15 protein-coding genes are annotated in these 24,126 nt (G+C 53.7%); 9 read left to right on the forward strand and 6 right to left on the reverse strand.

Annotated elements, in window-relative coordinates:
* Positions 1 to 1,140, reverse strand: coding sequence for a polysaccharide export protein (locus OGX83_RS15595; RefSeq protein ID WP_003834266.1), 1,140 nt, complete (start codon positions 1,138 to 1,140; stop codon positions 1 to 3).
* A gap of 655 nt (positions 1,141 to 1,795) precedes the next feature.
* Between OGX83_RS15595 and OGX83_RS15600 the strand changes: the two genes are divergently transcribed.
* On the forward strand, positions 1,796 to 3,379 hold the full coding sequence (locus OGX83_RS15600; protein ID WP_032943936.1) for a TerC family protein: 1,584 nt from the start codon (positions 1,796 to 1,798) through the stop codon (positions 3,377 to 3,379).
* 44 nt (positions 3,380 to 3,423) lie between these two features.
* Here OGX83_RS15600 and asmA read toward each other — a convergent pair whose 3' ends face one another.
* From asmA to udk, 3 genes are all read right to left on the reverse strand, one after another.
* Positions 3,424 to 5,277, reverse strand: coding sequence for an outer membrane assembly protein AsmA (asmA, locus tag OGX83_RS15605; protein ID WP_286588490.1), 1,854 nt, complete (start codon positions 5,275 to 5,277; stop codon positions 3,424 to 3,426).
* A 26-nt stretch (positions 5,278 to 5,303) separates the two neighbouring features.
* Complete coding sequence (dcd, locus tag OGX83_RS15610; RefSeq protein ID WP_003834269.1) at positions 5,304 to 5,885, reverse strand: dCTP deaminase; 582 nt, start codon at positions 5,883 to 5,885, stop codon at positions 5,304 to 5,306.
* A 91-nt stretch (positions 5,886 to 5,976) separates the two neighbouring features.
* Positions 5,977 to 6,618, reverse strand: coding sequence for a uridine kinase (udk, locus tag OGX83_RS15615; RefSeq protein WP_003036776.1), 642 nt, complete (start codon positions 6,616 to 6,618; stop codon positions 5,977 to 5,979).
* A 315-nt stretch (positions 6,619 to 6,933) separates the two neighbouring features.
* Between udk and OGX83_RS15620 the strand changes: the two genes are divergently transcribed.
* The gene (locus OGX83_RS15620; RefSeq protein WP_286588492.1) at positions 6,934 to 10,263 is read left to right on the forward strand and encodes a diguanylate cyclase; all 3,330 of its coding nucleotides are present in this window, start codon (positions 6,934 to 6,936) and stop codon (positions 10,261 to 10,263) included.
* On the opposite strand, the gene alkA is transcribed toward OGX83_RS15620, so the two are convergent.
* Positions 10,231 to 11,100: a DNA-3-methyladenine glycosylase 2 gene (alkA, locus tag OGX83_RS15625; protein WP_234102669.1), complete on the reverse strand. Its 870-nt coding sequence runs from the start codon at positions 11,098 to 11,100 to the stop codon at positions 10,231 to 10,233. The two genes, OGX83_RS15620 and alkA, sit on opposite strands and share 33 nt — an antisense overlap.
* Positions 11,101 to 11,236: 136 nt before the next feature.
* On the opposite strand from alkA, the gene yegD reads away from it, so the two are divergent.
* The gene (yegD, locus tag OGX83_RS15630; protein ID WP_032943940.1) at positions 11,237 to 12,589 is read left to right on the forward strand and encodes a molecular chaperone; all 1,353 of its coding nucleotides are present in this window, start codon (positions 11,237 to 11,239) and stop codon (positions 12,587 to 12,589) included.
* A 99-nt stretch (positions 12,590 to 12,688) separates the two neighbouring features.
* Here the strand turns inward: yegD and OGX83_RS15635 are convergent, their stop codons facing one another.
* Entirely contained in the window at positions 12,689 to 12,748 is a 60-nt protein-coding gene (locus OGX83_RS15635; RefSeq protein WP_100280300.1) for a type I toxin-antitoxin system Ibs family toxin, read from the reverse strand.
* Between the two features lie 279 nt (positions 12,749 to 13,027).
* Here OGX83_RS15635 and OGX83_RS15640 point away from each other — a divergent pair, with 279 nt between their 5' ends.
* From OGX83_RS15640 to baeR, 6 genes are read left to right on the forward strand one after another with little or no spacing between them, the layout of a single operon-like run.
* The gene (locus OGX83_RS15640; RefSeq protein ID WP_137377509.1) at positions 13,028 to 14,275 is read left to right on the forward strand and encodes an MdtA/MuxA family multidrug efflux RND transporter periplasmic adaptor subunit; all 1,248 of its coding nucleotides are present in this window, start codon (positions 13,028 to 13,030) and stop codon (positions 14,273 to 14,275) included.
* Complete coding sequence (locus OGX83_RS15645) at positions 14,275 to 17,397, forward strand: MdtB/MuxB family multidrug efflux RND transporter permease subunit (protein WP_008785211.1); 3,123 nt, start codon at positions 14,275 to 14,277, stop codon at positions 17,395 to 17,397. Before OGX83_RS15640 ends, OGX83_RS15645 begins: the two co-directional genes overlap by 1 nt.
* On the forward strand, positions 17,398 to 20,478 hold the full coding sequence (gene mdtC, locus OGX83_RS15650) for a multidrug efflux RND transporter permease subunit MdtC (protein ID WP_128612022.1): 3,081 nt from the start codon (positions 17,398 to 17,400) through the stop codon (positions 20,476 to 20,478).
* The gene (locus OGX83_RS15655; RefSeq protein ID WP_003834276.1) at positions 20,475 to 21,887 is read left to right on the forward strand and encodes an MFS transporter; all 1,413 of its coding nucleotides are present in this window, start codon (positions 20,475 to 20,477) and stop codon (positions 21,885 to 21,887) included. Before mdtC ends, OGX83_RS15655 begins: the two co-directional genes overlap by 4 nt.
* The gene (baeS, locus tag OGX83_RS15660) at positions 21,887 to 23,290 is read left to right on the forward strand and encodes an envelope stress sensor histidine kinase BaeS (protein WP_286588497.1); all 1,404 of its coding nucleotides are present in this window, start codon (positions 21,887 to 21,889) and stop codon (positions 23,288 to 23,290) included. The genes OGX83_RS15655 and baeS overlap by 1 nt, the downstream gene beginning before the upstream one ends.
* On the forward strand, positions 23,287 to 24,009 hold the full coding sequence (baeR, locus tag OGX83_RS15665) for an envelope stress response regulator BaeR (RefSeq protein ID WP_032943946.1): 723 nt from the start codon (positions 23,287 to 23,289) through the stop codon (positions 24,007 to 24,009). Before baeS ends, baeR begins: the two co-directional genes overlap by 4 nt.
* Positions 24,010 to 24,126: the final 117 nt, after the last annotated feature.

Raw genomic sequence — 24,126 nt, forward strand, 5'->3', positions numbered from 1 at the left:
TTACCAGTTGTGAAGGTCGCTGGCCGTGTCCGTCATATAGCGAACACCGCTAATAGTCGGCAGCAACTGATTGATCAAACGGTTCCAGCGAGCAACCGGCGCGGTAGTGACGTACACCACATCGTATGGCTGGAGTCGGAATGATGTTGCCATCACCAGCGACGTCGCATCGGACATATCAAGCTGATAGATATTGGCGATCTTGCCGTTGTTCCCGCCCTCGCCTTTCAATGGTCGAATAACGAAAATGCCGCTGGCATTGGAGGTGGTCAGGTCAATACCTTCGGCATTGCCCAGCGCTTCGGTAAGCGTCATGCCGCTGAAGTCCATTTTGAGGGTGCTCTGTTTTTTCACTTCCCCCATTACGAAGACTTTCAGATCGTCATTACGCGGAACAAACAGAATGTCGCCAGGATAGAGCAGACGGTTCTGGCTCAGGTCGCCATTTTGCATCAGCGCTTGCAGTGAAATGCGTTGCTCCTGCCCTTTATGAGTCAGCACAACGTTGCGCCAGTCTGCTGCCTCGGTGAGACCGCCAGCGGCGTTAATGGCATCGAGAACGGTAAGCGGCACGTTGGTGATGGCCTGCTGGCCGGATTTGTTCACCTGCCCGGAGACATAGGCCTTCTGCGAGCGGAAAGCGGCGATATTAACGTCCACCTGCGGGTCAGCAATGTACTTCGCTAAGCGCCCGGTAATATCACTACGAATCTCTGCCAACGTTTTTCCCACCACGCTAACTTTGCCGATGTAGGGGTAAAACATGGTGCCATCAGGCTGCACCCAGTTGCCGGTATCGCTTGAGCTACGGTACTGCCCGGCTGGCGTGGTGAGTTCAGGATGGTCCCAGACGGTCACATTCAGGACATCCCCCGGGCCTACCCGGTACTGATATCCGGAAATCTCCTGGTCCAGCGACATATTAGGCTGTGCAACATTTGGTCGAGGACGTAATTGTTCGACCAGCCGTGGCGTGAGTGGATAAACATTCACCATGCGATCGATATCAAAATCAGCGTCCTGCTGTTTAATCACATCTTTGCCCATCGTAGACATATTGCTGCCCGGAAGCACGGTACAACCGTTTATCAAGATCACCGATACCAATACTGGCATCAATTTAAGTTTGGATTTCATCATTGATTATTTATCACTTTGGCAGAGTATTTATCACATGCAATCTAAATAGCGACTTCGCCTGTACGTATTTACCTTGCCGTTAATTGAAATGGAATTTAACTGGCATCAGTCCTAAAAAAAATGAATTCATCTGCGGTCTCTTGACAGAATAATTTAGGCTTGTTTCAGGCGACCAGACACGCTACCGCCCCTGGCTTCACTAGCTACCAATGCACTGATTAATTTAAATTTTTATCTTCTCCTTTATTTTCATCACATTTACAGCGTTAACGCATCGGGAATGGCGCCACTGATTGATGAAGAAATATTTATCTTTTGATTATTACCGCAAGAATTGTTGCAGCTATGCGAATATCAGGCAAGATAGCAAACCGCCGATACCTGGCTTTTAAGATTAATATTAAGCGTCGGATTTATATATTTTTAGGATTTTATTGATATTGACAATGTTGATATAGAAATATTCCACCTGCGATATTTCCTAAATATATTTAGATTAATAAAATCATTTCCTGTAGTTACATTAAGGCTATTATCCTGCATCAGTTCTGATATAACCGACAGAGAAATCCCTTCTCGCCATTGCATTTTTCGCCAGTTTTACCCATGATCGAATTGTGACAATTGTCATACAACTATGGGTATAGCATTTACTATGGAATGGATTGCCGATCCGTCAATCTGGGCCGGACTGGTCACGTTAATCGTGATCGAACTTGTTCTTGGCATTGATAATCTTGTTTTTATTGCCATCCTCGCGGAGAAACTACCTCCTGCCCAGCGGGATAAGGCGCGTATTACCGGGCTACTGCTGGCGATGGTTATGCGCCTGCTGCTGCTGGCATCAATATCCTGGCTGGTAACGCTGACCACGCCGCTGTTCAGCATTCGCGATCTCAGCTTCAGCGCCCGCGATCTGATCATGCTGTTCGGTGGTTTCTTCCTGCTGTTTAAAGCCACTATGGAGCTCAACGAACGGCTGGAAGGGAAAGACAGCGATAACCCCACCCAGCGTAAAGGCGCTAAGTTCTGGGGTGTGGTCGCGCAAATCGTGGTGCTGGACGCCATCTTCTCTCTGGATTCCGTCATTACCGCTGTTGGCATGGTCGATCACCTGGCGGTGATGATGGCGGCAGTCATTATTGCCATCAGCCTGATGTTGCTGGCCAGCAAGTCGCTGACGCGCTTTGTTAACAGCCATCCAACTATTGTTATTCTGTGCCTGAGCTTCCTGCTGATGATTGGTTTCAGTCTGGTGGCCGAAGGGTTTGGTTTCCATATTCCGAAAGGCTACCTGTACGCGGCCATCGGCTTCTCGGTCATGATCGAAGCATTGAACCAGTTGGCTATCTTTAACCGTCGTCGCTTCCTCTCAGCCAACCATACTCTGCGCCAGCGCACCGCCGAGGCGGTAATGCGGCTGCTGAGCGGGCAAAAAGAAGATGCCGAACTGGATGCCGAAACCGCGGCGATGCTGGCGGATCATCATGAAGGTCAGATTTTTGCGCCTCAGGAGCGGCGGATGATTGAACGTGTGCTGAACTTCAATCAGCGTACCGTCAGCAGTATCATGACCTCGCGCCACGATATTGAACATATCGACCTCAATGCGCCCGAAGCAGAAATCCGCGCCTTACTGGAAAAAAACCAGCATACGCGTCTGGTGGTCACTGGCGAAGACGAGCAGGAGGAACTGCTGGGCGTGGTGCATGTCATCGATTTGCTGCAACAGTCTCTGCGCGGCGAACCGCTCGACCTGCGTGTATTGATTCGCCAGCCGCTGGTGTTCCCGGAGACCTTGCCGCTGCTTCCGGCGCTTGAGCAGTTCCGTAATGCCCGCACGCACTTCGCGTTTGTAGCCGATGAATTTGGTTCCGTCGAAGGGATTGTGACGCTGAGTGATGTGATGGAAACCATCGCCGGCAATCTGCCAAACGAGGTAGAGGAAATCGACGCCCGCCATGATATTCAGAAAAACGCCGATGGTTCGTGGACCGCTAACGGACATATGCCACTGGAAGACCTGGTGCAGTACGTGCCTATCCCGTTAGACGATAAGCGTGAGTATCACACCATTGCCGGACTGTTAATGGAGTATTTGCAGCGTATCCCAAAAACCGGGGAGGAAGTTCAGGTTGGCGACTATCGGCTAAAAACCCTGCAGGTGGAAAATCATCGCGTGCAAAAGGTCCAACTGATACCGCTACACAGTGAAGAAGAGATGGATTACGAGGTGTAAGTCACGAGCCGGATGGGGCATTAGCCACCATCCGGCAATATGAATCAGAGCTTATCCAGCAACTTTTTAACATCTTTGCCGTTGCGGGAATCTTTATTGCGATCTGCCCAGTCATTCAGACGACGTTTTGCTTCATCCTGCAGATGCTTACGCAAAAGCTGATCAACTTGCAGACTGTAGTTCAGTGATTGCCACTGGCCATAGACCCTGAGAGGAACCGGGGTGGCCTTCAGGAAACTAATCAACTTACTTTCGCCATCCCAACCGCCCAGCACGCGAATGTTAAACAGCGTGTCGCAATTCTGCTTCACCAGATCTAACGTTCCTTCGCCGGTTAGCGCCAACATCGCGGACTCGCCTGCCATGTTATCCAGCGTCACCTCTCCGTTATCCAGCGTCATATCGGTTACAAAATGATCCAACCGGGTCACGTTATCGAGGTTTTGCTGAGATTTAACATCCCCACCGCTGCGTTCTACAGCCTGTTGAATCATCTGCTGGAAGTTCATCCCTTCCATTCGCGTATCGTTCATTTCGACATGGGCCTGCCCTTGCCAGCTATGGCGAAACGCCTGGGCATCAATATCTGAGCCGGAAAAGTCTCCCGCCAGCGACAGCTTGCCGGTGAGTGCGATGGGGTAATCAAAGGCCTTCAGAATCGTGCCAATTTCCACACCTTCCAGACGCGGATGAAAGACCGCTCGCGGTTCTCCCTTTCTGGCATCCAGCGTGCCGGGCAGTGAGATCAGCCCGCCATCACTTTTTCCCTGCAACTGCGCAATGTTCAGTAAGCCGAACTGGTTGTCTATTTTTGCCGAAACATTCTCAAACGCCATTTTCCGCCACAGCACTTTGTCAGCCTGCAAAGCGATGTCTGCCGAAAAACCCTTGAGTCCCTGATACGAAACGGCATCAACCTGGGAAGCAATGACGGGGCGCGCCAGCGTTGACTGACTCTGACCTTGCTGAACGTCATCTTTTGCTGTCGCCGCTGCGTCATGTTGTACGAGCAGGTTATCCAGATTGAGCTGACCAAATTTCAGGTCGACGGCCCATTCCGGTTTTTCCAACAAGGATACGTGTGCTTGCCCGGAGAACGAAGAGTCATTGGCGGTCAAATTTATCTGACTAAACGAAAGCTGTTTTTTCTCTTCCAGCCATTGTGTCTGAAGATGTCCCTGACCGTTGATCCCCTGGGGCGGCAAATCGGCCCCCTGCAATTGCCAGCTTAACTGCTCGATATTCGCAGATAAGTTGTGCGGATAATCGGAGGCATCGACCGTGCCGTTAAAGGATAACGCGAGATCGCGCTGATCGCGGTTCACACGCCCGGAAAAATCAAACGTGCCGCGGTGCTGGCTATCTTGTTCCATCTCCAGACGAATATCACGAACGGTAACTTGTTCATCGTCTTCATGCTGGAATACCAGAACACTGTCGGCAACGCGCAAACGGGCGATATCAAACGACCACCCTTTGTCTTCCGCCAGATCGGGCAACATATTGTCTTTTGGGGCAACGGGCGCATCTTTACCGCGCACCGCCTCAGTTTGCGGGGTCAGTTGAATCACTGCGCCTTTGAGCATCACCTGCTTCACGCTGAGCTGGTGGCTCAACAGCGGCCACAACGCGACGTCGAGACGCATATTGTCGGCACGAACCAGAGGCTCGCTGGCGCCTTCAGCTGTTAACACCACTCGCCCTGAGAGGATACTCAGTTGCGGCCATACGTGCCAACGCAGGGGGCCATCCAACTGCAGCTGATATCCGCTACGTGCGGCAACCTGCTTGACCATATACGCGCGGAAATCATTCGGATTCACCAACAGTACTAACGCAGAAAAGCCAGCCACCAGCACGACCAGAAGAATCATCAGCGTCGTCAGAAATCGTCTCATGCTATCCCCAATGGACTGAAAAACACTCAGTCTTTATCGATCCGGCTGGCAACGGCGCCCTGCTGGTCGCGATACTTCGCATCCTGACGACGGTTGTATGGTCGCGCTGCCGGACCGGAAAGCGGTTCGAAACTTAGCGCGCCAATCGGCATGCCCGGACGCAGAGCCAGCGGTAATTTTCCGGAGTTGTAAAACTCCAGTACAATACAGCCAGACCAGCCCGGATCGATACGGTGTGCGGTGACGTGTACCATCAGTCCCAGACGCGCCAGAGATGAACGGCCATCTAACCAACCGACGAGATCGGAAGGCAACGTCACGGATTCGAATGTTACTGCCAGCGCAAGCTCACCCGGATGCAAGAAGAATGCCTCGCCGTCCTTGAGGACGATTTCATCACTCATCACGCGATCCAGCGCGGCGCTGACTTCATCTTTCGGTCCGCTCAAATCGATATACGCCGCCGTATGACCGCGGAACGTACGGAATTTGTTGCCAAGACGCACATCTACCGTGGCGCCATTGATTCGCTCGACAGGAGGGCGTGGAGTGATCGACAGGCGACCTTCATCCAACCAGGCTTCAATATCTCGGTCACATAAACGCATGGCACTTTCTCCTTTCGTGCTTCAAACCCTTAATGCCAGGTGCGTTAAGGGTGAACCAGGTTATCACTGAACGGTACACAATTCGCTGAACTTATTCAAAGAACTGACTGATTTTAGCCTTCAGAATATCGATGGCGATGCGGTTTTTACCCCCGCGAGGCACAATGATGTCGGCGTATTGCTTTGAAGGCTCAATAAATTGCAGGAACATTGGACGGACGGTTTTCTGGTATTGCGCCATCACCGAATCCATTGAACGACCACGTTCATTCACATCGCGCTTAATACGGCGCATCAGACAAATATCCAGCGGCGTATCAACAAAAATAGAAAAGTTCATCTCATCGCGCAAACGCGCATCCGTCAGCAGCAAAATGCCTTCCAGGATAATGACTTTCTTCGGTTCGATATGAATAGTGTCTTGCGTACGCGTGTGCTCAACATAGCTATAAACCGGCAGCTCAATGGCAGAGCCGCGTTTCAGCGTTTGCAGATGTTGAAACAGCAGGCTGTGGTCCATCGCGTTCGGATGGTCGTAGTTGGTTTTTACGCGTTCTTCCATCGACAGATGGCTTTGATCTTTGTAATAGCTGTCTTCGGGAATAACGCCAATATGTTCGTCACCGACTTGTTCACGCAATTCGCGATAAAGAGTACTGGCAATAAGGCTCTTGCCGGAAGCCGATGCGCCGGCAATGCCGATAATGACGCACTGATGGGACTGATCAGTCATAAATTTAGCGACCTGATTAACCTGGATGTAAGGAAGGGCGGCGCCGAAACGCCAAACGCGGCAATTATAGGGATTTCAGCGGCGCGATGCCACCCCAGGCTGCACCAATGCTGTCCCTGTCGCAAATTAAAATGGTCAGATTTAGAACAGCCGCTATATTTATTCACCTGCCTTAGGAATTAATAGCTTGGGAGTGTTAATTTATGAGCAGCTGGCGTATAAATTGTAAATTGTTTGTACTAGCATAATCCCAGATTAAATGTGATGCGTCCGGCATCTCTGCTGGGCGACAACGGCTATTTGGGTAGAGTGGTAATGAGTAAACAATCCCAACATGTTTTAGTTACCTTACCCCATCCTCTACTGCGCCTGGCCAGTTTAGGTCTGGTGGCTTTCATCTTTACGTTGTTTTCGCTGGAACTATCACGTTACGGCGCACAGCTTGCCCCTCTGTGGTTTCCAACCTCTATCATGATGGTGGCTTTTTACCGTCACGCGGGAAAGATGTGGCCTGGGATCGCGCTGGCTTGCTCATTCGGTAGCATCGGCGCCTCTTTACTTTTTTTCCCCGGACAGTCGCTTAATTTCGCCTATACGGTCATTAACATTATTGAGGCTGTTGTTGGCGCAATGTTATTGCGTAAACTGCTGCCCTGGTACAATCCCTTACAAAATTTGAATGACTGGGCGCGCCTGGCATTTGGTAGCGCGGTTGTTCCACCACTGTTGGGCGGCATTTTGATGTGGTTGTTGCTGCCGAAGGACACGTCGTTAAATACCTTTCTCATTTGGGTACTGTCAGAATCCATTGGCGCACTGGCGTTGGTGCCGTTAGGTTTACTGTTTAAACCACATTACCTGTTGCGCCATCGCGACCCGCGATTATTGCTTGAGACCCTGATTACCCTGCTGGTGACCTTAACGCTCAGTTGGCTGTCCATGATGTACATTCCATGGCCATTTACCTGCGTTATTGTCCTGCTGATGTGGAGCGCTGTCCGTCTGCCGCGTATGGAGGCATTTTTAATATTCCTCAGCACCGTAATGATGGTTTCGCTGATGCTGGCCGCCGACCCTTCGCTGCTCTACACCCCTAAATTGACCGTATTGACCAGCATACCGTGGCTACCGTTTTTGATGATCCTGTTGCCCGCCAATATGATGACCATGGTGATGTACGCGTTTCGAGCCGAACGCAAGCACATTTCAGAAAGCGAGTCACGCTTTCGCAACGCCATGGAATATTCCGCGATTGGCATGGCGTTAGTCGGTACCGAGGGGCAATGGTTACAGGCCAATAAAGCCTTGTGTCAGTTTCTGGGCTATAGCCAGGAGGAGTTACGTTCACTGACCTTCCAGCAATTAACCTGGCCGGAAGATTTGAACAACGACATTGAACAGTTGAACATGCTGGCACGCGGAGAGATTAATAGCTATTCCATGGAAAAACGCTATTACACCCGTTCGGGCGACGTCGTCTGGGCGTTGCTGGCCGTTTCGTTGGTGCGTCATAGCGACAATACCCCACTCTATTTTATCGCGCAGGTTGAGGACATTAACGACCTGAAGCATACCGAGTGGATTAACAAACGGTTGATGGAGCGCATTACCCTCGCCAATGAAGCCGGGGGGATTGGGATCTGGGAATGGGAACTCCAGCCTGACGTGATCAGCTGGGATAAACGGATGTTCGATCTCTACGAAGTTCCTGCGCATATCAAGCCCAGTTGGCAAGTCTGGTATGAGTGCGTGGTACCCGAAGATCGTGAGTACGCCGAAAATGTGATTCGTGACTCACTGGCCGCACGGGCTCCGTTTAAGCTTGAGTTTCGTATCGCGGTAAAAGATGGCATACGCCATATCCGCTCGTTGGCCAACCGGGTACTGAATAAAGACGGTGAAGTTGAACGCTTACTTGGTATCAATATGGATATGACCGAAGTCAAGCAGCTTAACGAAGCGCTGTTTCAGGAAAAAGAGCGCCTTCACATTACGCTGGATTCAATCGGCGAAGCGGTGATTTGTATTGATGTCGATATGAACGTGACCTTTATGAATCCGGTTGCTGAGAAAATGAGCGGCTGGCAGCAGGACAGTGCCATCGGCATTCCGCTATTGACGGTACTACATATTACTTTTGGCGAGAACGGTCCGCTGATGGAAAATATCTACAGTGCTGACATGTCACGTACGGCAATCGAACAGGAAGTGGTCCTGCATTGTCGTAACGGCAACAGTTATGACATTCAGTACAGCATCACGCCCCTCAGCACCCTCGACGGCGGCAGCATTGGCTCGGTGTTGGTTATTCAGGACGTTACCGAGTCGCGGAAGATGCTCCGCCAGCTTAGCTACAGCGCCTCGCATGATGACCTGACGCAGTTGGCAAACCGGGTCAGCTTCGAAAACCATCTAAAACAATTGCTGCATTCGGTACACGACACGCACCAGCGCCATGTGTTGGTTTTTATCGATTTGGATCGTTTTAAAGCAGTGAACGACAGCGCGGGTCATGCCGCCGGCGATGCTCTGCTGCGTGAACTCTCAGCGCTTATGCTCAGCATGTTGCGATCCAGCGATATGCTGGCACGCCTGGGCGGCGACGAGTTTGGTCTGTTGCTACCGGATTGTAATATCGAAAGCGCCCGCTTTATTTCAGGTCGCGTCATCAGCGCCATTAATGATTACCACTTCATATGGGAAGGCCGCTTACACCGTATTGGCGCCAGCGCAGGGATTACGCTCATTGATGAGAAAAACCATATCGCGACCGATGTGATGTCTCAGGCCGATATCGCCTGCTACGCGGCGAAAAACAGCGGCCGTGGACGAGTATGTGTCTATGAACCTCAGCAAAGCCAGGCCCATGCCGCGCGTAGTCAACTGACATTGGATGAACAAAGACACACCATTATGCACAACCCAATGCTGATGATCGCCAGAGGTGTGGCTTCCCCGCGTATACCGGAGACGTTTAGCTTCTGGATTATTTCGCTTCGCTTAGGCACCGCTGAGGGTGAAGTCATTGAGGAGCAAGCCTTCCGCGCTGGGCTGGTCGATCCCGCGTTAAGCAAGGCGCTTGACCGTCGGGTATTTAGCGAGTTCTTCCAGAACTCTGCCCAAGCAGTAGCCAGTAAGGGCCTCAGTATTGCCCTGCCCCTTTCCGCCGTCGGCCTGCTCAACACAGAACTTATCGATGAGCTGCTGGAGCACTTGCAACGCAGTCCACTACCGCCGCGATTGCTGCATCTGACCATTCCGGCAAGCGTCATCAAAACCAACCCAACGCAGGCGGTGTCTGCCCTGCATCGGCTGCGCCAGTACGGCTGTCGAATTGTATTAAGTCAGGTTGGTCGCGATTTAGAGCTCTTTGACAACCTGAAATATCGCTTTGTCGATTACCTGTTGCTCGACAGCGAGCTAAGTGCCAGCGCTCCCGGCAACCTGATCGACGAAATGTGGGTGTCCATTATTCAGGGTCATGCCCAGCGCCTGGACATAAAAACTATCGCCGGTCCGGTTCAGTTGCCACTCATCATGGATACGCTTTCTGGCATCGGTGTTGATATGATTTATGGCGATATTATTGCCGATGCCCAACCGCTGGATCTGCTACTGAATACCAGTAATTTCGCCATCAACTGACGGTTGCCAGCCATCCGTATACCAAATATGTAACAGCGCATAGGAGCGCCAGGGTTTCCAGCGCTCTGCATACCGTCGGATCTGGGCCGGTGTCATGCCGGGAAAACGCTGTTTAATCAGATAATCATCCGGCAGAAAAACGTCCTTCGCCTGCCAACCACGTAGCGCGAAATAGTTGGCGGTCCAGCGCCCTATCCCGGGAAACGTTTGTAGCTGCTTAACGCCTTGTTCGATATCGGCAGGGGCTGTTGTCGCGAGCGTTCCTTCAAGGGTTGCATGAGCCAGGTGAATCAACGCTTCAGCGCGTTTGAGCGGCATTCCTAACGCTTTCAGGCGTAGCGGATCGGCATTGGCAAGCGCTTCCGGCGTAGGAAAACACACATACTCGGGCGCATCCTCCAGCGCTTCCCCGTAAGCGTGCGCCACTTTCGCCGTCAGTTTAGCGGCCATCAATACGCTGACTAACTGCCCTAAAATCGCCCGTACCCCTTGCTCAAACGCATCGACACATCCCGGCAGGCGCAGTCCCGGACGCGCCGCACCGAGGCTACCCAGCGCGGCGATAATTTGCTGCGGGCAACAGCCAAGATCGAACAAGCGCGTTATTTTTGCCAGGCACTCGGAGGCGACCGGCTGTAACCCTGTGCTCAACGTCACGTGTAGCACGTTGGCGTGCAGATCCGGGACAACGCGCACCAGACCACGATGCCCCCCTACGCACAGGCTTCTGACATAGCTCAGTTCCTCTACGGTTTCGACACCTTCAACCGCACGGGCGGCAAGAAATCCCATCATCCAGGGCCAGTCATAAGGTGGTTGCCAGCTCAGCGTGAACATTCAGTTTTCCTTTTTACGCAAACCTACAGCATAAACGGTATTCAATCAGTATGCCTTGCTTTCATATTCCAGTTGTCGGGGCGTCAACTATTCGTTAAAGTCACGCCCCTTCTTCACTGGCATGGGGATTTTTACGGTGTTTATTGGTTTTGACTACGGTACGGCAAACTGTTCAGTGGCCGTTATGCGTGACGGGCAGCCCCACCTGCTCAAAATGGAAAATAACAGCACGCTGCTACCCTCAATGCTGTGCGCACCAACGCGCGAAGCGGTTAGCGAGTGGCTGTATCGCCATCATGACATCCCAACTACGGATGATGAAACGCAGGCGCTGCTTCGCCGTGCGATGCGCTACAACCGCGAAGAAGACATCGACGTTAACGCCAACAGCGTACAGTTCGGTCTGGCATCGCTGGGTCAGTATATTGAAGACCCGGAAGAGGTGTACTTCGTTAAATCGCCAAAATCATTTTTGGGCGCCAGCGGTCTGAAGCCTCAGCAGGTTGCGCTGTTTGAAGATCTGGTCTGTGCAATGATGCTGCACATTCGCAACCAGGCGCAAAGCCAGCTGCCGGAAGCTATCACTCAGGCCGTGATTGGTCGGCCCATCAACTTCCAGGGATTAGGTGGCGATGACGCCAACACCCAGGCGCAGGGTATTCTTGAACGTGCGGCCAAACGCGCCGGTTTTCAGGATGTCGTCTTCCAGTACGAGCCGGTAGCGGCGGGACTGGATTACGAAGCGACGCTGCAGGAAGAAAAACGCGTGTTGGTGGTGGATATCGGCGGGGGTACGACCGACTGTTCACTGCTGCTGATGGGGCCGCAATGGCATCAGCGTGCCGATCGCGAAAACAGCCTGCTGGGACACAGTGGCTGCCGCGTAGGCGGGAACGATCTGGATATCGCGCTGGCGTTTAAACACCTGATGCCACTGCTGGGTATGGGCGGTGAGACAGAAAAAGGTATCGCCTTACCGATTCTCCCGTGGTGGAACGCGGTCGCAATCAACGACGTTCCCGCGCAAAGTGATTTCTACAGCAGCGCCAACGGTAGATTGCTCAACGATCTTGTCCGCGACGCAAGAGAAGCCGATAAAGTCGCTCTGCTGCTTAAAGTCTGGCGCGAGCGTCTGAGCTATCGCCTGGTGCGCAGTGCAGAAGAGAGCAAAATCGCACTTTCCGACCAGACCATTGTAACGGCGGCGATACCGTTTATCAGCGACACGCTGGCAACCGATATCAATCAACACGGACTGGAAGCTGCGCTCAATCAGCCCCTGGCGCGTATTCTGGAGCAGGTCCAGCTGGCGCTGGACAACGCACAGGAAAAACCGGACGTGATTTATCTGACCGGCGGCAGCGCGCGTTCGCCGCTGATTAAAAAAGCCCTCGCCCAGCAGCTTCCCGGGATCCCTATCGCGGGTGGCGATGACTTCGGTTCTGTCACCGCCGGACTGGCCCGCTGGGCTGACGTTGTTTTCCGCTAAGCCGCTCGCATGCTGAAAAGTGTGCGTATTGACATCATCCTTGCTGTGACTTATTTTCAGGAGTGAGGGTTAGGGAGGGTTTCCCCTCCCCCTGGTGTCTTAGTAAGCCGCGAAGCTAATGACTAAGAGTATCACCAGTATGATGACCTGCTTCATCATAACCCTTTCCTTATTTTGGCCCCTTCCTCGGGAGGGGCTTTCCCGTTACAGCGTCCTGCTGAAATCTCTGGCTTTCCTCCTTTTTGCCTTGTCAGCACTCTATCGCACAATTGCGTATTCGCTATCTTCACCACCGATTGTTGCGTAACGCCTCGCAAAGCCGCGTCAGCATTCAGACGAATCCCGACAGTGTTTCATAATTCCTCCATTTTTCTCCCTTGTTCACTGGCTAAACTAGTATCATTCCGCGAATCGTTTCAGGATGAGAAACTCATAACAATGAAAGGCAGTAATAAATCCCGCTGGGTGATAGCAATCGTGATCGTCGTGGCCGCCGTCGCCGCCATCTGGTTCTGGCAAAGCCGCAGCGCATCCCAGGGAACCGCACCGGGCGCGACCAAACCCGCGCAGCACACGGCGGGGTCAGGACGGCGTGGAATGCGCTCCGGACCGTTGGCTCCCGTGCAGGCTGCCACCGCCACCGAGGAAGCCGTGCCACGCTATCTGACAGGGCTGGGGACCGTTACTGCCGCAAATACCGCCACGGTGCGTAGTCGGGTGGATGGTCAACTCATCGCCTTACACTTTGAGGAAGGACAACAGGTTAAAGCCGGTGACCTGCTGGCAGAGATAGATCCCAGCCAGTTCAAAGTTGCTCTGGCTCAGGCGCTGGGACAACTGGCAAAAGATAAAGCCACGCTGGCGAATGCCCGTCGCGATCTTGCCCGCTATCAACAGTTGGTTAAAACCAATCTGGTCTCCCGTCAGGAGCTGGACGCCCAGCAGGCGCTGGTCAACGAGACGTTAGGCACAATCAAAGCGGATGAAGCCAGTGTCGCCAGCGCTCAGTTGCAGCTCGACTGGAGCCGGATAACCGCGCCTGTCGATGGTCGTGTCGGCCTGAAACAGGTCGATGTCGGTAACCAAATTTCCAGCGGCGATACCACCGGAATCGTCGTCATTACGCAAACGCATCCCATCGACCTGATATTTACGTTGCCTGAAAACGACATTGCTACCGTGTTGCAGGCACAAAAATCGGGGAGCCAGTTGAAGGTCGAAGCCTGGGACCGAACCAATTCGCAAAAGCTGAGCGAAGGCGTCCTGCTCAGTCTCGACAATCAGATTGATGCCACCACCGGAACAATCAAAGTTAAGGCTCGTTTTAACAATCAGGATGATGCTTTATTCCCTAACCAGTTCGTTAACGCCCGCATGCTGGTCGACACGGAACAAAATGCCGTTGTGATCCCAACTGCCGCCCTGCAAATGGGTAACGAAGGCCACTTTGTCTGGGTACTGAATAGCGACAATAAAGTGAGCAAACACCTGGTTAAACCGGGTATTCAGGATAGCCAAAAAGTGGTGATTGCCGCCGGGCTTTCTGCGGGCGATCGGGTCGTGACCGACGGGATTGACCGTCTGACGGAAGGCGCAAAAGTCGAAGTCGTTGAGGCGCACGACGCCTCTGTTTCCGACGAGAAAACAGCTCCACGCGGATACGGCAAAAAAGGAGCTAACTCCTGATGCAGGTGTTACCTCCGGACAACACAGGCGGACCATCGCGCCTGTTTATTCTGCGCCCCGTCGCCACCACGCTGCTGATGGTCGCGATTTTGCTTGCCGGAATTATCGGTTATCGCTTCTTGCCAATCGCCGCCTTACCTGAAGTGGATTACCCCACGATTCAGGTCGTTACGCTCTACCCTGGCGCCAGCCCGGACGTCATGACCTCGGCGGTCACCGCACCGCTTGAACGTCAGTTTGGACAGATGTCTGGCTTAAAACAGATGTCATCACAAAGCTCCGGTGGCGCATCGGTCGTTACGTTACAGTTTCAACTGACGCTCCCGTTGGATGTTGCCGAGCAGGAAGTTCAGGCCGCGATTAACGCCGCCACCAATTTATTACCCAGCGATCTCCCTAACCCTCCGGTCTACAGCAAGGTAAACCCGGCAGATCCACCGATCATGACGCTGGCGGTCACATCCAGCGCCATGCCGATGACGCAGGTGGAAGATATGGTCGAAACCCGCGTCGCGCAGAAAATCTCTCAGGTCTCCGGCGTGGGTCTGGTAACACTTTCTGGTGGGCAACGTCCGGCGGTCCGCGTGAAGCTTAACGCTCAGGCTATTGCCGCACTCGGTCTGACCAGCGAAACCATCCGTACGGCCATTACCGGTGCCAACGTCAATTCGGCAAAAGGGAGTCTTGATGGCCCAACGCGTGCCGTTACCCTTTCAGCCAACGACCAGATGCAGTCCGCGGATGAATATCGTCAGCTCATTGTTGCCTATAAAAACGGGGCACCGGTTCGTCTGGGCGATGTTGCCACCGTTGAGCAAGGGGCCGAAAACAGCTGGCTGGGCGCATGGGCCAATAAGCAACAAGCTATAGTGATGAATGTTCAGCGTCAGCCTGGCGCAAACATCATCTCCACGGCAGACAGTATCCGCCAGATGCTGCCGCAGCTCACCGAGAGCCTGCCCAAATCGGTTAAGGTCAGCGTACTTTCCGATCGTACAACCAATATTCGTGCGTCCGTAGCGGATACCCAATTTGAATTGATGCTGGCGATTGCGCTGGTAGTCATGATTATCTACCTGTTTTTGCGCAATATTCCGGCAACCATTATTCCTGCGGTCGCCGTACCGTTATCGTTAATCGGTACTTTCGCGGTGATGGTATTTCTTGATTTCTCCATCAACAACCTGACCCTCATGGCGCTAACCATTGCGACAGGTTTTGTGGTGGATGACGCTATCGTGGTTATCGAGAATATTTCACGCTATATCGAAAAAGGCGAAAAACCGCTGACTGCTGCCCTGAAGGGCGCGGGCGAGATTGGTTTTACCATCATCTCTCTGACATTTTCACTGATCGCCGTACTGATCCCACTGCTATTTATGGGTGATATCGTAGGTCGATTATTCCGGGAGTTCGCTGTGACGCTGGCCGTGGCGATTCTGATTTCCGCCGTTGTCTCGCTCACTCTTACGCCGATGATGTGCGCGCGTATGCTGAATCAGGCCTCATTGCGTAAGCAAAACCGCTTCTCCCGTGCCTCAGAGCGCATGTTTGATCGCGTTATTGCCGGGTACGGCCACTGGCTGGCGAAAGTGCTCAACCATCCGTGGCTCACGCTGAGCGTTGCGCTCGGCACGCTGGCGCTGAGCGTTATGCTATGGGTCTTTATCCCCAAAGGCTTCTTTCCGATCCAGGATAACGGCATTATCCAGGGCACGCTGCAGGCACCGCAGTCCAGCTCATTTGCCAGCATGGCCCAGCGCCAGCGTCAGGTTTCAGATGTCATTCTGAAAGATCCGGCGGTAGAAAGCCTGACCGCTTTTGTCGGTGTGGACGGCACTAATACGGCATTGAACAGCGCGCGCTTACAAATCAACCTTAAGCCGCTGGATGAACGCGACGATCGGGTGCAGAAAGTGATTGCGCGCCTACAGGATGCGGTTGACAGAGTTCCCGGCGTTGACCTTTATCTTCAGCCCACTCAGGATCTGACGATTGATACTCAGGTCAGCCGGACGCAATATCAGTTCACGCTGCAAGCGACATCCCTTGATGCCCTCAGCACCTGGGTTCCACAGCTGATAGCAAAACTAAATCAGCTACCGCAACTGTCCGATGTCAGTAGCGACTGGCAGGATAAAGGGCTGGTAGCATATGTGAACGTCAATCGTGACAGCGCCAGCCGTTTGGGCATCAGCATGTCAGATGTCGACAACGCCCTGTACAACGCCTTCGGCCAGCGACTGATTTCAACCATCTACACCCAGGCGAATCAGTATCGCGTAGTGTTAGAACATGATACCAACAATACGCCAGGGCTTGCGGCACTGGATACAATTCGTCTGACCAGTAGCGACGGCGGCATAGTACCGCTCAGCGCGATCGCCAGTGTTGAACAGCGTTTTGCCCCGCTGTCGATTAACCACCTCGATCAGTTCCCGGTCACCACCATCTCGTTCAACGTGCCAGACGAGTGGTCGCTGGGTGATGCGGTACAGGCCATTCTGGATACCGAAAAAACGCTTAACCTGCCCGCAAATATTACCACCCAGTTCCAGGGCAGCACGCTCGCCTTCCAGGCCGCGCTGGGAAATACCATCTGGTTGATTGTGGCTGCGGTTGTCGCGATGTATATCGTCCTCGGCGTGCTGTATGAGAGCTTTATTCACCCAATTACTATTCTCTCCACGTTGCCGACGGCGGGCGTCGGGGCGCTCCTGGCGTTAATGATTGCCGGGAGCGAACTGGACGTCATCGCGATTATCGGCATTATTTTGCTCATCGGTATCGTCAAGAAAAACGCCATCATGATGATCGACTTTGCCCTTGCCGCGGAGCGCGAACAGGGAATGTCACCACGCGATGCCATTTTCCAGGCTTGTCTGCTGCGTTTTCGCCCGATCCTGATGACTACACTGGCGGCACTGCTCGGCGCGTTACCGCTGATGTTGAGTACCGGTGTGGGCGCAGAGTTACGTCGCCCATTAGGTATTGGCATGGTCGGTGGGCTGCTGGTGAGTCAGGTATTAACCCTGTTTACCACCCCGGTGATTTATCTGCTGTTTGACCGTCTGTCGTTGTACGTGAAAAGCCGCTTCCCACGTCAGGAAGAGGAAGCGTAAATGAAATTTTTCGCGCTTTTCATTCATCGTCCGGTGGCGACCATTCTCATTTCGGTAGCCATCACCCTGTGCGGCATACTCGGATTTCGTCTGCTGCCGGTCGCTCCGCTACCGCAGGTGGATTTTCCGGTGATCATGGTCAGCGCATCGTTACCGGGTGCCTCACCCGAAACGATGGCGTCCTCGGTCGCAACTCCGCTGGAGCGCTCGCTGGGGCGCATTGCGGGCGTGAACGAAATGACATCAAGCAGTTCACTTGGAAGTACGCGTATTATTCTCGAATTCAAATTCGACCGTGACATCAATGGCGCGGCGCGGGACGTTCAGGCCGCAATTAACGCCGCGCAAAGTCTGCTACCCAGCGGGATGCCGAGCCGACCAACGTATCGCAAAGCCAACCCTTCCGATGCGCCAATCATGATCCTAACGCTGACGTCGGACACCTACTCGCAGGGCGAACTTTACGATTTCGCATCAACACAACTGGCGCAGACCATCGCGCAAATCGACGGCGTGGGCGACGTGGACGTTGGAGGCAGCTCTCTGCCTGCCGTGCGTGTAGGGCTTAATCCGCAAGCGCTGTTTAACCAGGGCGTGTCGCTGGATGACGTGCGTAGCGCAATTGACAACGCCAACGTGCGTAAGCCGCAGGGTGCTATCGAGAATGATACTCACCGCTGGCAGGTCCAAACCAACGATGAGCTGAAAACCGCCGCCGAATACCAGCCGATTATCATCCACTACAATAACGGCGCGGCGGTACGACTGGGCGACGTTGCGTCTGTAACCGACTCGGTGCAGGACGTACGCAACGCGGGGATGACCAATGCCAAACCGGCCATTCTGTTGATGATCCGCAAGCTACCGGAAGCCAATATCATTCAGACGGTAGACAGCATTCGCGCCAAATTACCGGAGCTACAAACGCTGGTACCGGCCGCCATCGATCTGCAAATCGCCCAGGACCGCTCGCCGACCATTCGCGCTTCACTGGAGGAAGTCGAACAGACGCTGATTATCTCCGTGGCGCTGGTTATCCTGGTGGTCTTTGTTTTCCTGCGCTCCGGGCGTGCGACGCTGATCCCCGCGGTAGCGGTTCCGGTCTCGCTGATCGGTACCTTTGCCGCCATGTATCTGTGCGGATTCAGCCTGAACAACCTGTCGTTGATGGCGCTCACCATTGCTACGGGATTTGTCGTCGATGACGCCATCGTTGTGCTGGAAAATATTGCCCGCCACCTGGAAGCAGGAATGAAGCCGCTCCAGGCGGCGTTACAGGGTACGCGCGAAGTGGGATTCACCGTGCTCTCCATGAGCCTGTCGCTGGTGGCGGTGTTCCTGCCACTGCTGTTAATGGGCGGATTGCCTGGACGCTTGCTACGCGAATTTGCCGTCACGCTGTCGGTTGCTATCGGTATCTCACTGCTGGTGTCGCTGACATTAACGCCAATGATGTGCGGCTGGATGCTCAAATCCAGCACCCCGCGCGAACAGTCTCGTAAACGGGGTTTTGGTCGTGTGCTGGTGGCGCTGCAACAGAGTTACGGCACCTCGCTTAAATGGGTGCTGCGCCATACGCGGCTGGTAGGCGTGGTGTTACTCGGTACCATCGCGCTGAATATCTGGCTTTATATTTCCATCCCCAAAACCTTCTTCCCGGAACAGGATACGGGTGTATTGATGGGTGGGATCCAGGCCGACCAGAGCATCTCATTTCAGGCCATGCGCGGCAAACTGCAGGACTTTATGAAGATCATCCGCGACGACCCGGCGGTGAATAACGTCACCGGTTTTACCGGTGGTTCGCGGGTCAACAGCGGGATGATGTTTATTACCCTCAAGCCACGTGATGAGCGCCATGAAACGGCTCAGCAGGTGATCGACCGCCTGCGCGTCGCGCTTTCAAAAGAGCCAGGTGCGAATCTGTTTTTAATGGCGGTGCAAGATATTCGCGTTGGTGGACGCCAGGCCAACGCCAGCTATCAATACACATTGCTGTCCGACGATCTCGCGGCGCTGCGTGAGTGGGAACCGAAGATCCGTAAGGCGCTTGCCGCCCTGCCCCAACTGGCAGACGTCAACTCCGATCAGCAGGACAATGGCGCGGAGATGAATCTGATTTACGATCGCGACACCATGTCTCGTCTGGGGATCGACGTGGCAGCCGCCAACAGCCTGTTGAATAACGCTTTCGGACAACGACAGATCTCTACCATCTATCAGCCGATGAACCAGTACAAAGTGGTGATGGAGGTCGATCGACGTTACACCCAGGACATCAGCGCACTGGACAAAATGTTCGTCATCAACAATGACGGTAAAGCGATCCCGTTATCGTACTTTGCTAAATGGCAGCCGGCGAATGCGCCACTGTCTGTGAACCATCAGGGCTTGTCTGCCGCCTCAACCGTGTCGTTTAACCTGCCGACAGGTTCTTCACTGTCAGAAGCGACAGAGGCCATCAACAGAACCATGACCCAGCTCGGCGTCCCTTCCACGGTTCGCGGTAGCTTTGCCGGTACCGCACAGGTATTTCAGGACACCATGAATTCGCAGGTGATCCTGATTATCGCCGCCATCGCCACGGTCTATATCGTGCTGGGTATGCTGTATGAAAGCTATGTCCATCCGCTGACCATTCTCTCCACGCTACCTTCGGCTGGCGTCGGGGCGTTGCTGGCGCTGGAGCTGTTTAATGCCCCGTTCAGCCTAATCGCCCTGATAGGGATCATGCTATTAATTGGCATTGTGAAGAAAAACGCCATCATGATGGTCGATTTTGCGCTGGAAGCGCAGAGAAACGGCAAACTACAGCCGGAAGAAGCTATTTTCCAGGCCTGCCTGTTGCGCTTTCGCCCAATAATGATGACCACGCTGGCGGCGTTGTTTGGCGCGTTGCCGTTGGTGTTATCCGCAGGGGATGGCTCTGAACTGCGTCAGCCCTTGGGGATAACCATTGTCGGTGGGCTGGTCGTGAGCCAGCTCCTGACGCTGTACACCACGCCCGTGGTCTATCTCTTTTTCGACCGTCTGCGTCTGCGTTTTTCGCGTAAAAACAGCAAACCGGTAGCAGAGTTATGACAGAACTTCCCGACAGCACCCGCTGGCAACTTTGGATTGTGGCATTTGGCTTTTTTATGCAGTCGCTGGATACCACCATCGTTAACACCGCGCTTCCCTCGATGGCGGCAAGCCTCGGGGAAAGCCCGTTACACATGCATATGGTCATTGTGTCATATGTTTTAACTGTTGCCGTGATGCTGCCCGCCAGCGGATGGCTGGCGGACAAAGTTGGCGTGCGTAATATCTTCTTCACCGCCATCATCCTGTTTACGCTTGGCTCGCTGTTTTGTGCCGGGTCCAGCACGCTCAACGAGCTGGTGATGGCGCGCGTCTTACAAGGCGTTGGCGGCGCGATGATGGTGCCGGTCGGCAGGCTAACGGTGATGAAAATCGTCCCGCGTGAGCAATATATGGCGGCGATGACGTTTGTCACTTTACCCGGTCAAATCGGCCCGCTGCTGGGCCCGGCGTTAGGCGGAATTCTGGTTGAATACGCCTCCTGGCACTGGATATTTTTGATTAACATTCCGGTAGGCATTGTCGGCGCAATAGCGACGTTAATGCTGATGCCCAACTACACCATGCAAACCCGACGTTTCGACCTCTCAGGGTTCGCGATGCTGGCGGTCGGCATGGCGGTACTGACGCTAGCGCTCGATGGCAGCAAAGGAACCGGCCTCTCCAGTATCACGCTGGCGGCGCTGGTTATCTGCGGGGTGTTGGCTATTGCGCTGTATCTGAAACACGCCCATCGTAATCCGCGTGCGCTATTCAGCCTGAATCTGTTTCGCACACCAACCTTCTCGCTAGGTCTGTTCGGCAGTTTTGCCGGACGCATCGGCAGCGGCATGTTGCCGTTTATGACACCGGTGTTTTTACAGATTGGCCTCGGTTTTTCACCTTTTCATGCCGGGCTGATGATGATCCCGATGGTGCTGGGCAGTATGGGCATGAAGCGCATTGTGGTGCAGGTCGTTAACCGCTTTGGTTACCGTCGTGTGCTGATTACCACTACGCTTGGCCTGTCGCTGGTCAGTCTGTTGCTAATGACCACGGCACTGCTGGGCTGGTATTACGCCCTGCCCTTCGTGCTGTTTTTACAGGGAATGGTCAACTCAACGCGTTTTTCATCCATGAACACGCTTACGTTAAAAGATCTGCCTGACGATCTGGCCAGCAGCGGTAACAGCCTGCTGTCGATGATCATGCAGCTATCGATGAGTATTGGTGTGACCATCGCTGGCCTGCTGCTGGGCATGTTCGGCCAACAGCATATCGCCATCGACAGCGGAAGTACGCATACCGTCTTTATGTATACCTGGCTGTGCATCGCCTTCATTATTGCGCTGCCCGCCATTATTTTTGCCCGCGTGCCGAACGACACGCAAACCAACGCGGTGATTTCACGGCGCAAAAGGAGCACCTGATGAAGTTCTGGCGGCCCGGTATCACCGGCAAACTGTTTCTGGCGATTTTCGCCACCTGCATTGTGTTGCTGATCAGCATGCACTGGGCCGTACGCATTAGCTTCGAACGTGGTTTTATTGACTATATCAAGCACGGCAACGAGCAGCGGCTGCAAATGCTCAGCGACGCATTAAGCGAGCAGTACGAGCAGCACGGCAACTGGCGATTCTTACGCAATAACGATCGTTTTGTTTTCCAGATCCTGCGCTCTTTTGAACACGACAACGACGATGATAAACCGGGTCCAGGCATGCCGCCGCACGGCTGGCGTACACAGTTTTGGGTTGTCGACCAAAACGCCCGTGTGCTTGTCGGCCCGCGCGGCCCAGTTCCTCGCGACGGCATGCGCCATCCCATACGCGTTAACGGTAGCGAAGTGGGCGCCGTGATTGCCTCTCCTGTGGAACGCTTAACGCGGAATACGGATATCAATTTCGACATGCAGCAACGACGATCCAGCTGGCTTATCGTTGCGCTCTCCACGATCCTGGCCGCGCTGGCGACGTTTACGCTGGCGCGCAGCCTGCTGGCCCCGGTTAAGCGGTTGGTGGAAGGCACGCACAAACTGGCGGCGGGCGATTTCACCACTCGCGTTACGCCAACCAGTACGGATGAGCTGGGCAAGCTGGCGCAGGACTTCAACCAGCTCGCCAGTACACTGGAAAAAAACCAGCAGATGCGTCGTGACTTTATGGCCGATATTTCTCACGAACTGCGTACGCCGTTGGCGGTGTTGCGCGGTGAACTGGAGGCCATTCAGGATGGTGTCCGCCAGTTTACCCCTGACTCCGTTGCCTCGTTGCAGGCTGAAGTCGGTACGCTCACCAAACTGGTTGACGACCTTCATCAGCTCTCCATGTCAGATGAAGGCGCGCTGGCCTACCAGAAAACATCGCTGGACCTCATCCCCCTATTGGAAGTGGCAAGCGGCGCATTTCGTGAACGCTTCGCCAGCCGTGGATTGACCATACAGCTTTCGCTCCCCGACAGCATGACGGTATTTGGTGACAGGGATCGTCTGATGCAGCTGTTCAACAACCTGCTGGAAAACAGTCTGCGCTACACCGATAGCGGTGGCGGGTTGCATATCAGCGCCGAACAACGCGAACGCATGGTGTTATTAACCTTCGCTGATTCCGCTCCCGGCGTAAGTGACGAGCAGTTACAGAAGCTGTTTGAACGATTTTATCGCACCGAAGGCTCGCGCAGCCGCGCCAGTGGAGGTTCCGGGTTGGGGCTGGCGATTTGCGTCAATATCGTACAAGCGCATAATGGTCTGATTCGTGCCGCCCATTCGCCTTTTGGTGGGGTTAGCATTACAGTAGAGTTACCGCTGGAACGCGATTTACAGAGAGATGTATGACTGAGTTACCCATTGATGAAAACACACCGCGTATTCTGATCGTGGAAGATGAGCCTAAGCTGGGGCAACTGCTGATCGACTACCTGCGGGCAGCGAGCTATGCCCCTACGCTGATCAACCACGGCGACCTGGTTCTGCCTTACGTGCGCCAAACGCCGCCCGATCTGATCTTGTTGGATCTGATGCTGCCCGGTACCGACGGTCTGACTCTGTGTCGGGAAATTCGCCGCTTCTCAGAAGTCCCCATCATGATGGTAACCGCTAAAATCGAAGAGATTGATCGCCTGCTGGGGCTGGAGATCGGTGCTGATGATTATATTTGTAAACCTTACAGCCCGCGCGAAGTTGTCGCGCGCGTAAAAACGATCCTGCGTCGTTGCAAACCGCAGCGCGAACTGCAACAAATGGATGCAGACAGCCCGCTTATCGTCGATGAAGGCCGTTTTCAGGCCTCCTGGCGTGGGAAGATGCTCGATTTAACGCCCGCCGAATTCCGCTTACTTAAAACGTTGTCACATGAGCCGGGAAAAGTGTTCTCCCGTGAACAGTTGCTCAATCATCTCTATGACGATTACCGCGTCGTTACAGACCGCACCATCGACAGCCATATTAAGAACCTGCGACGCAAGCTGGAGTCGCTTGATGCCGAGCAGTCGTTTATCCGCGCGGTCTATGGCGTGGGGTATCGCTGGGAAGCCGACGCCTGCCGAATTGCTTAAACTCTCCTGCACTTCAGGGCTCCGCTGCTCCGTGAGCCCTGGTAACTAGCAACTCTCCAAATATCGCTCATACTCTTTCTGACAATACTGTCGTCAATAACTGTTTGATATAAAACT

Origin of the sequence: Citrobacter sp. Cpo074, from assembly GCF_030332745.1 — a bacterium.
GTDB lineage: Bacteria > Pseudomonadota > Gammaproteobacteria > Enterobacterales > Enterobacteriaceae > Citrobacter > Citrobacter portucalensis.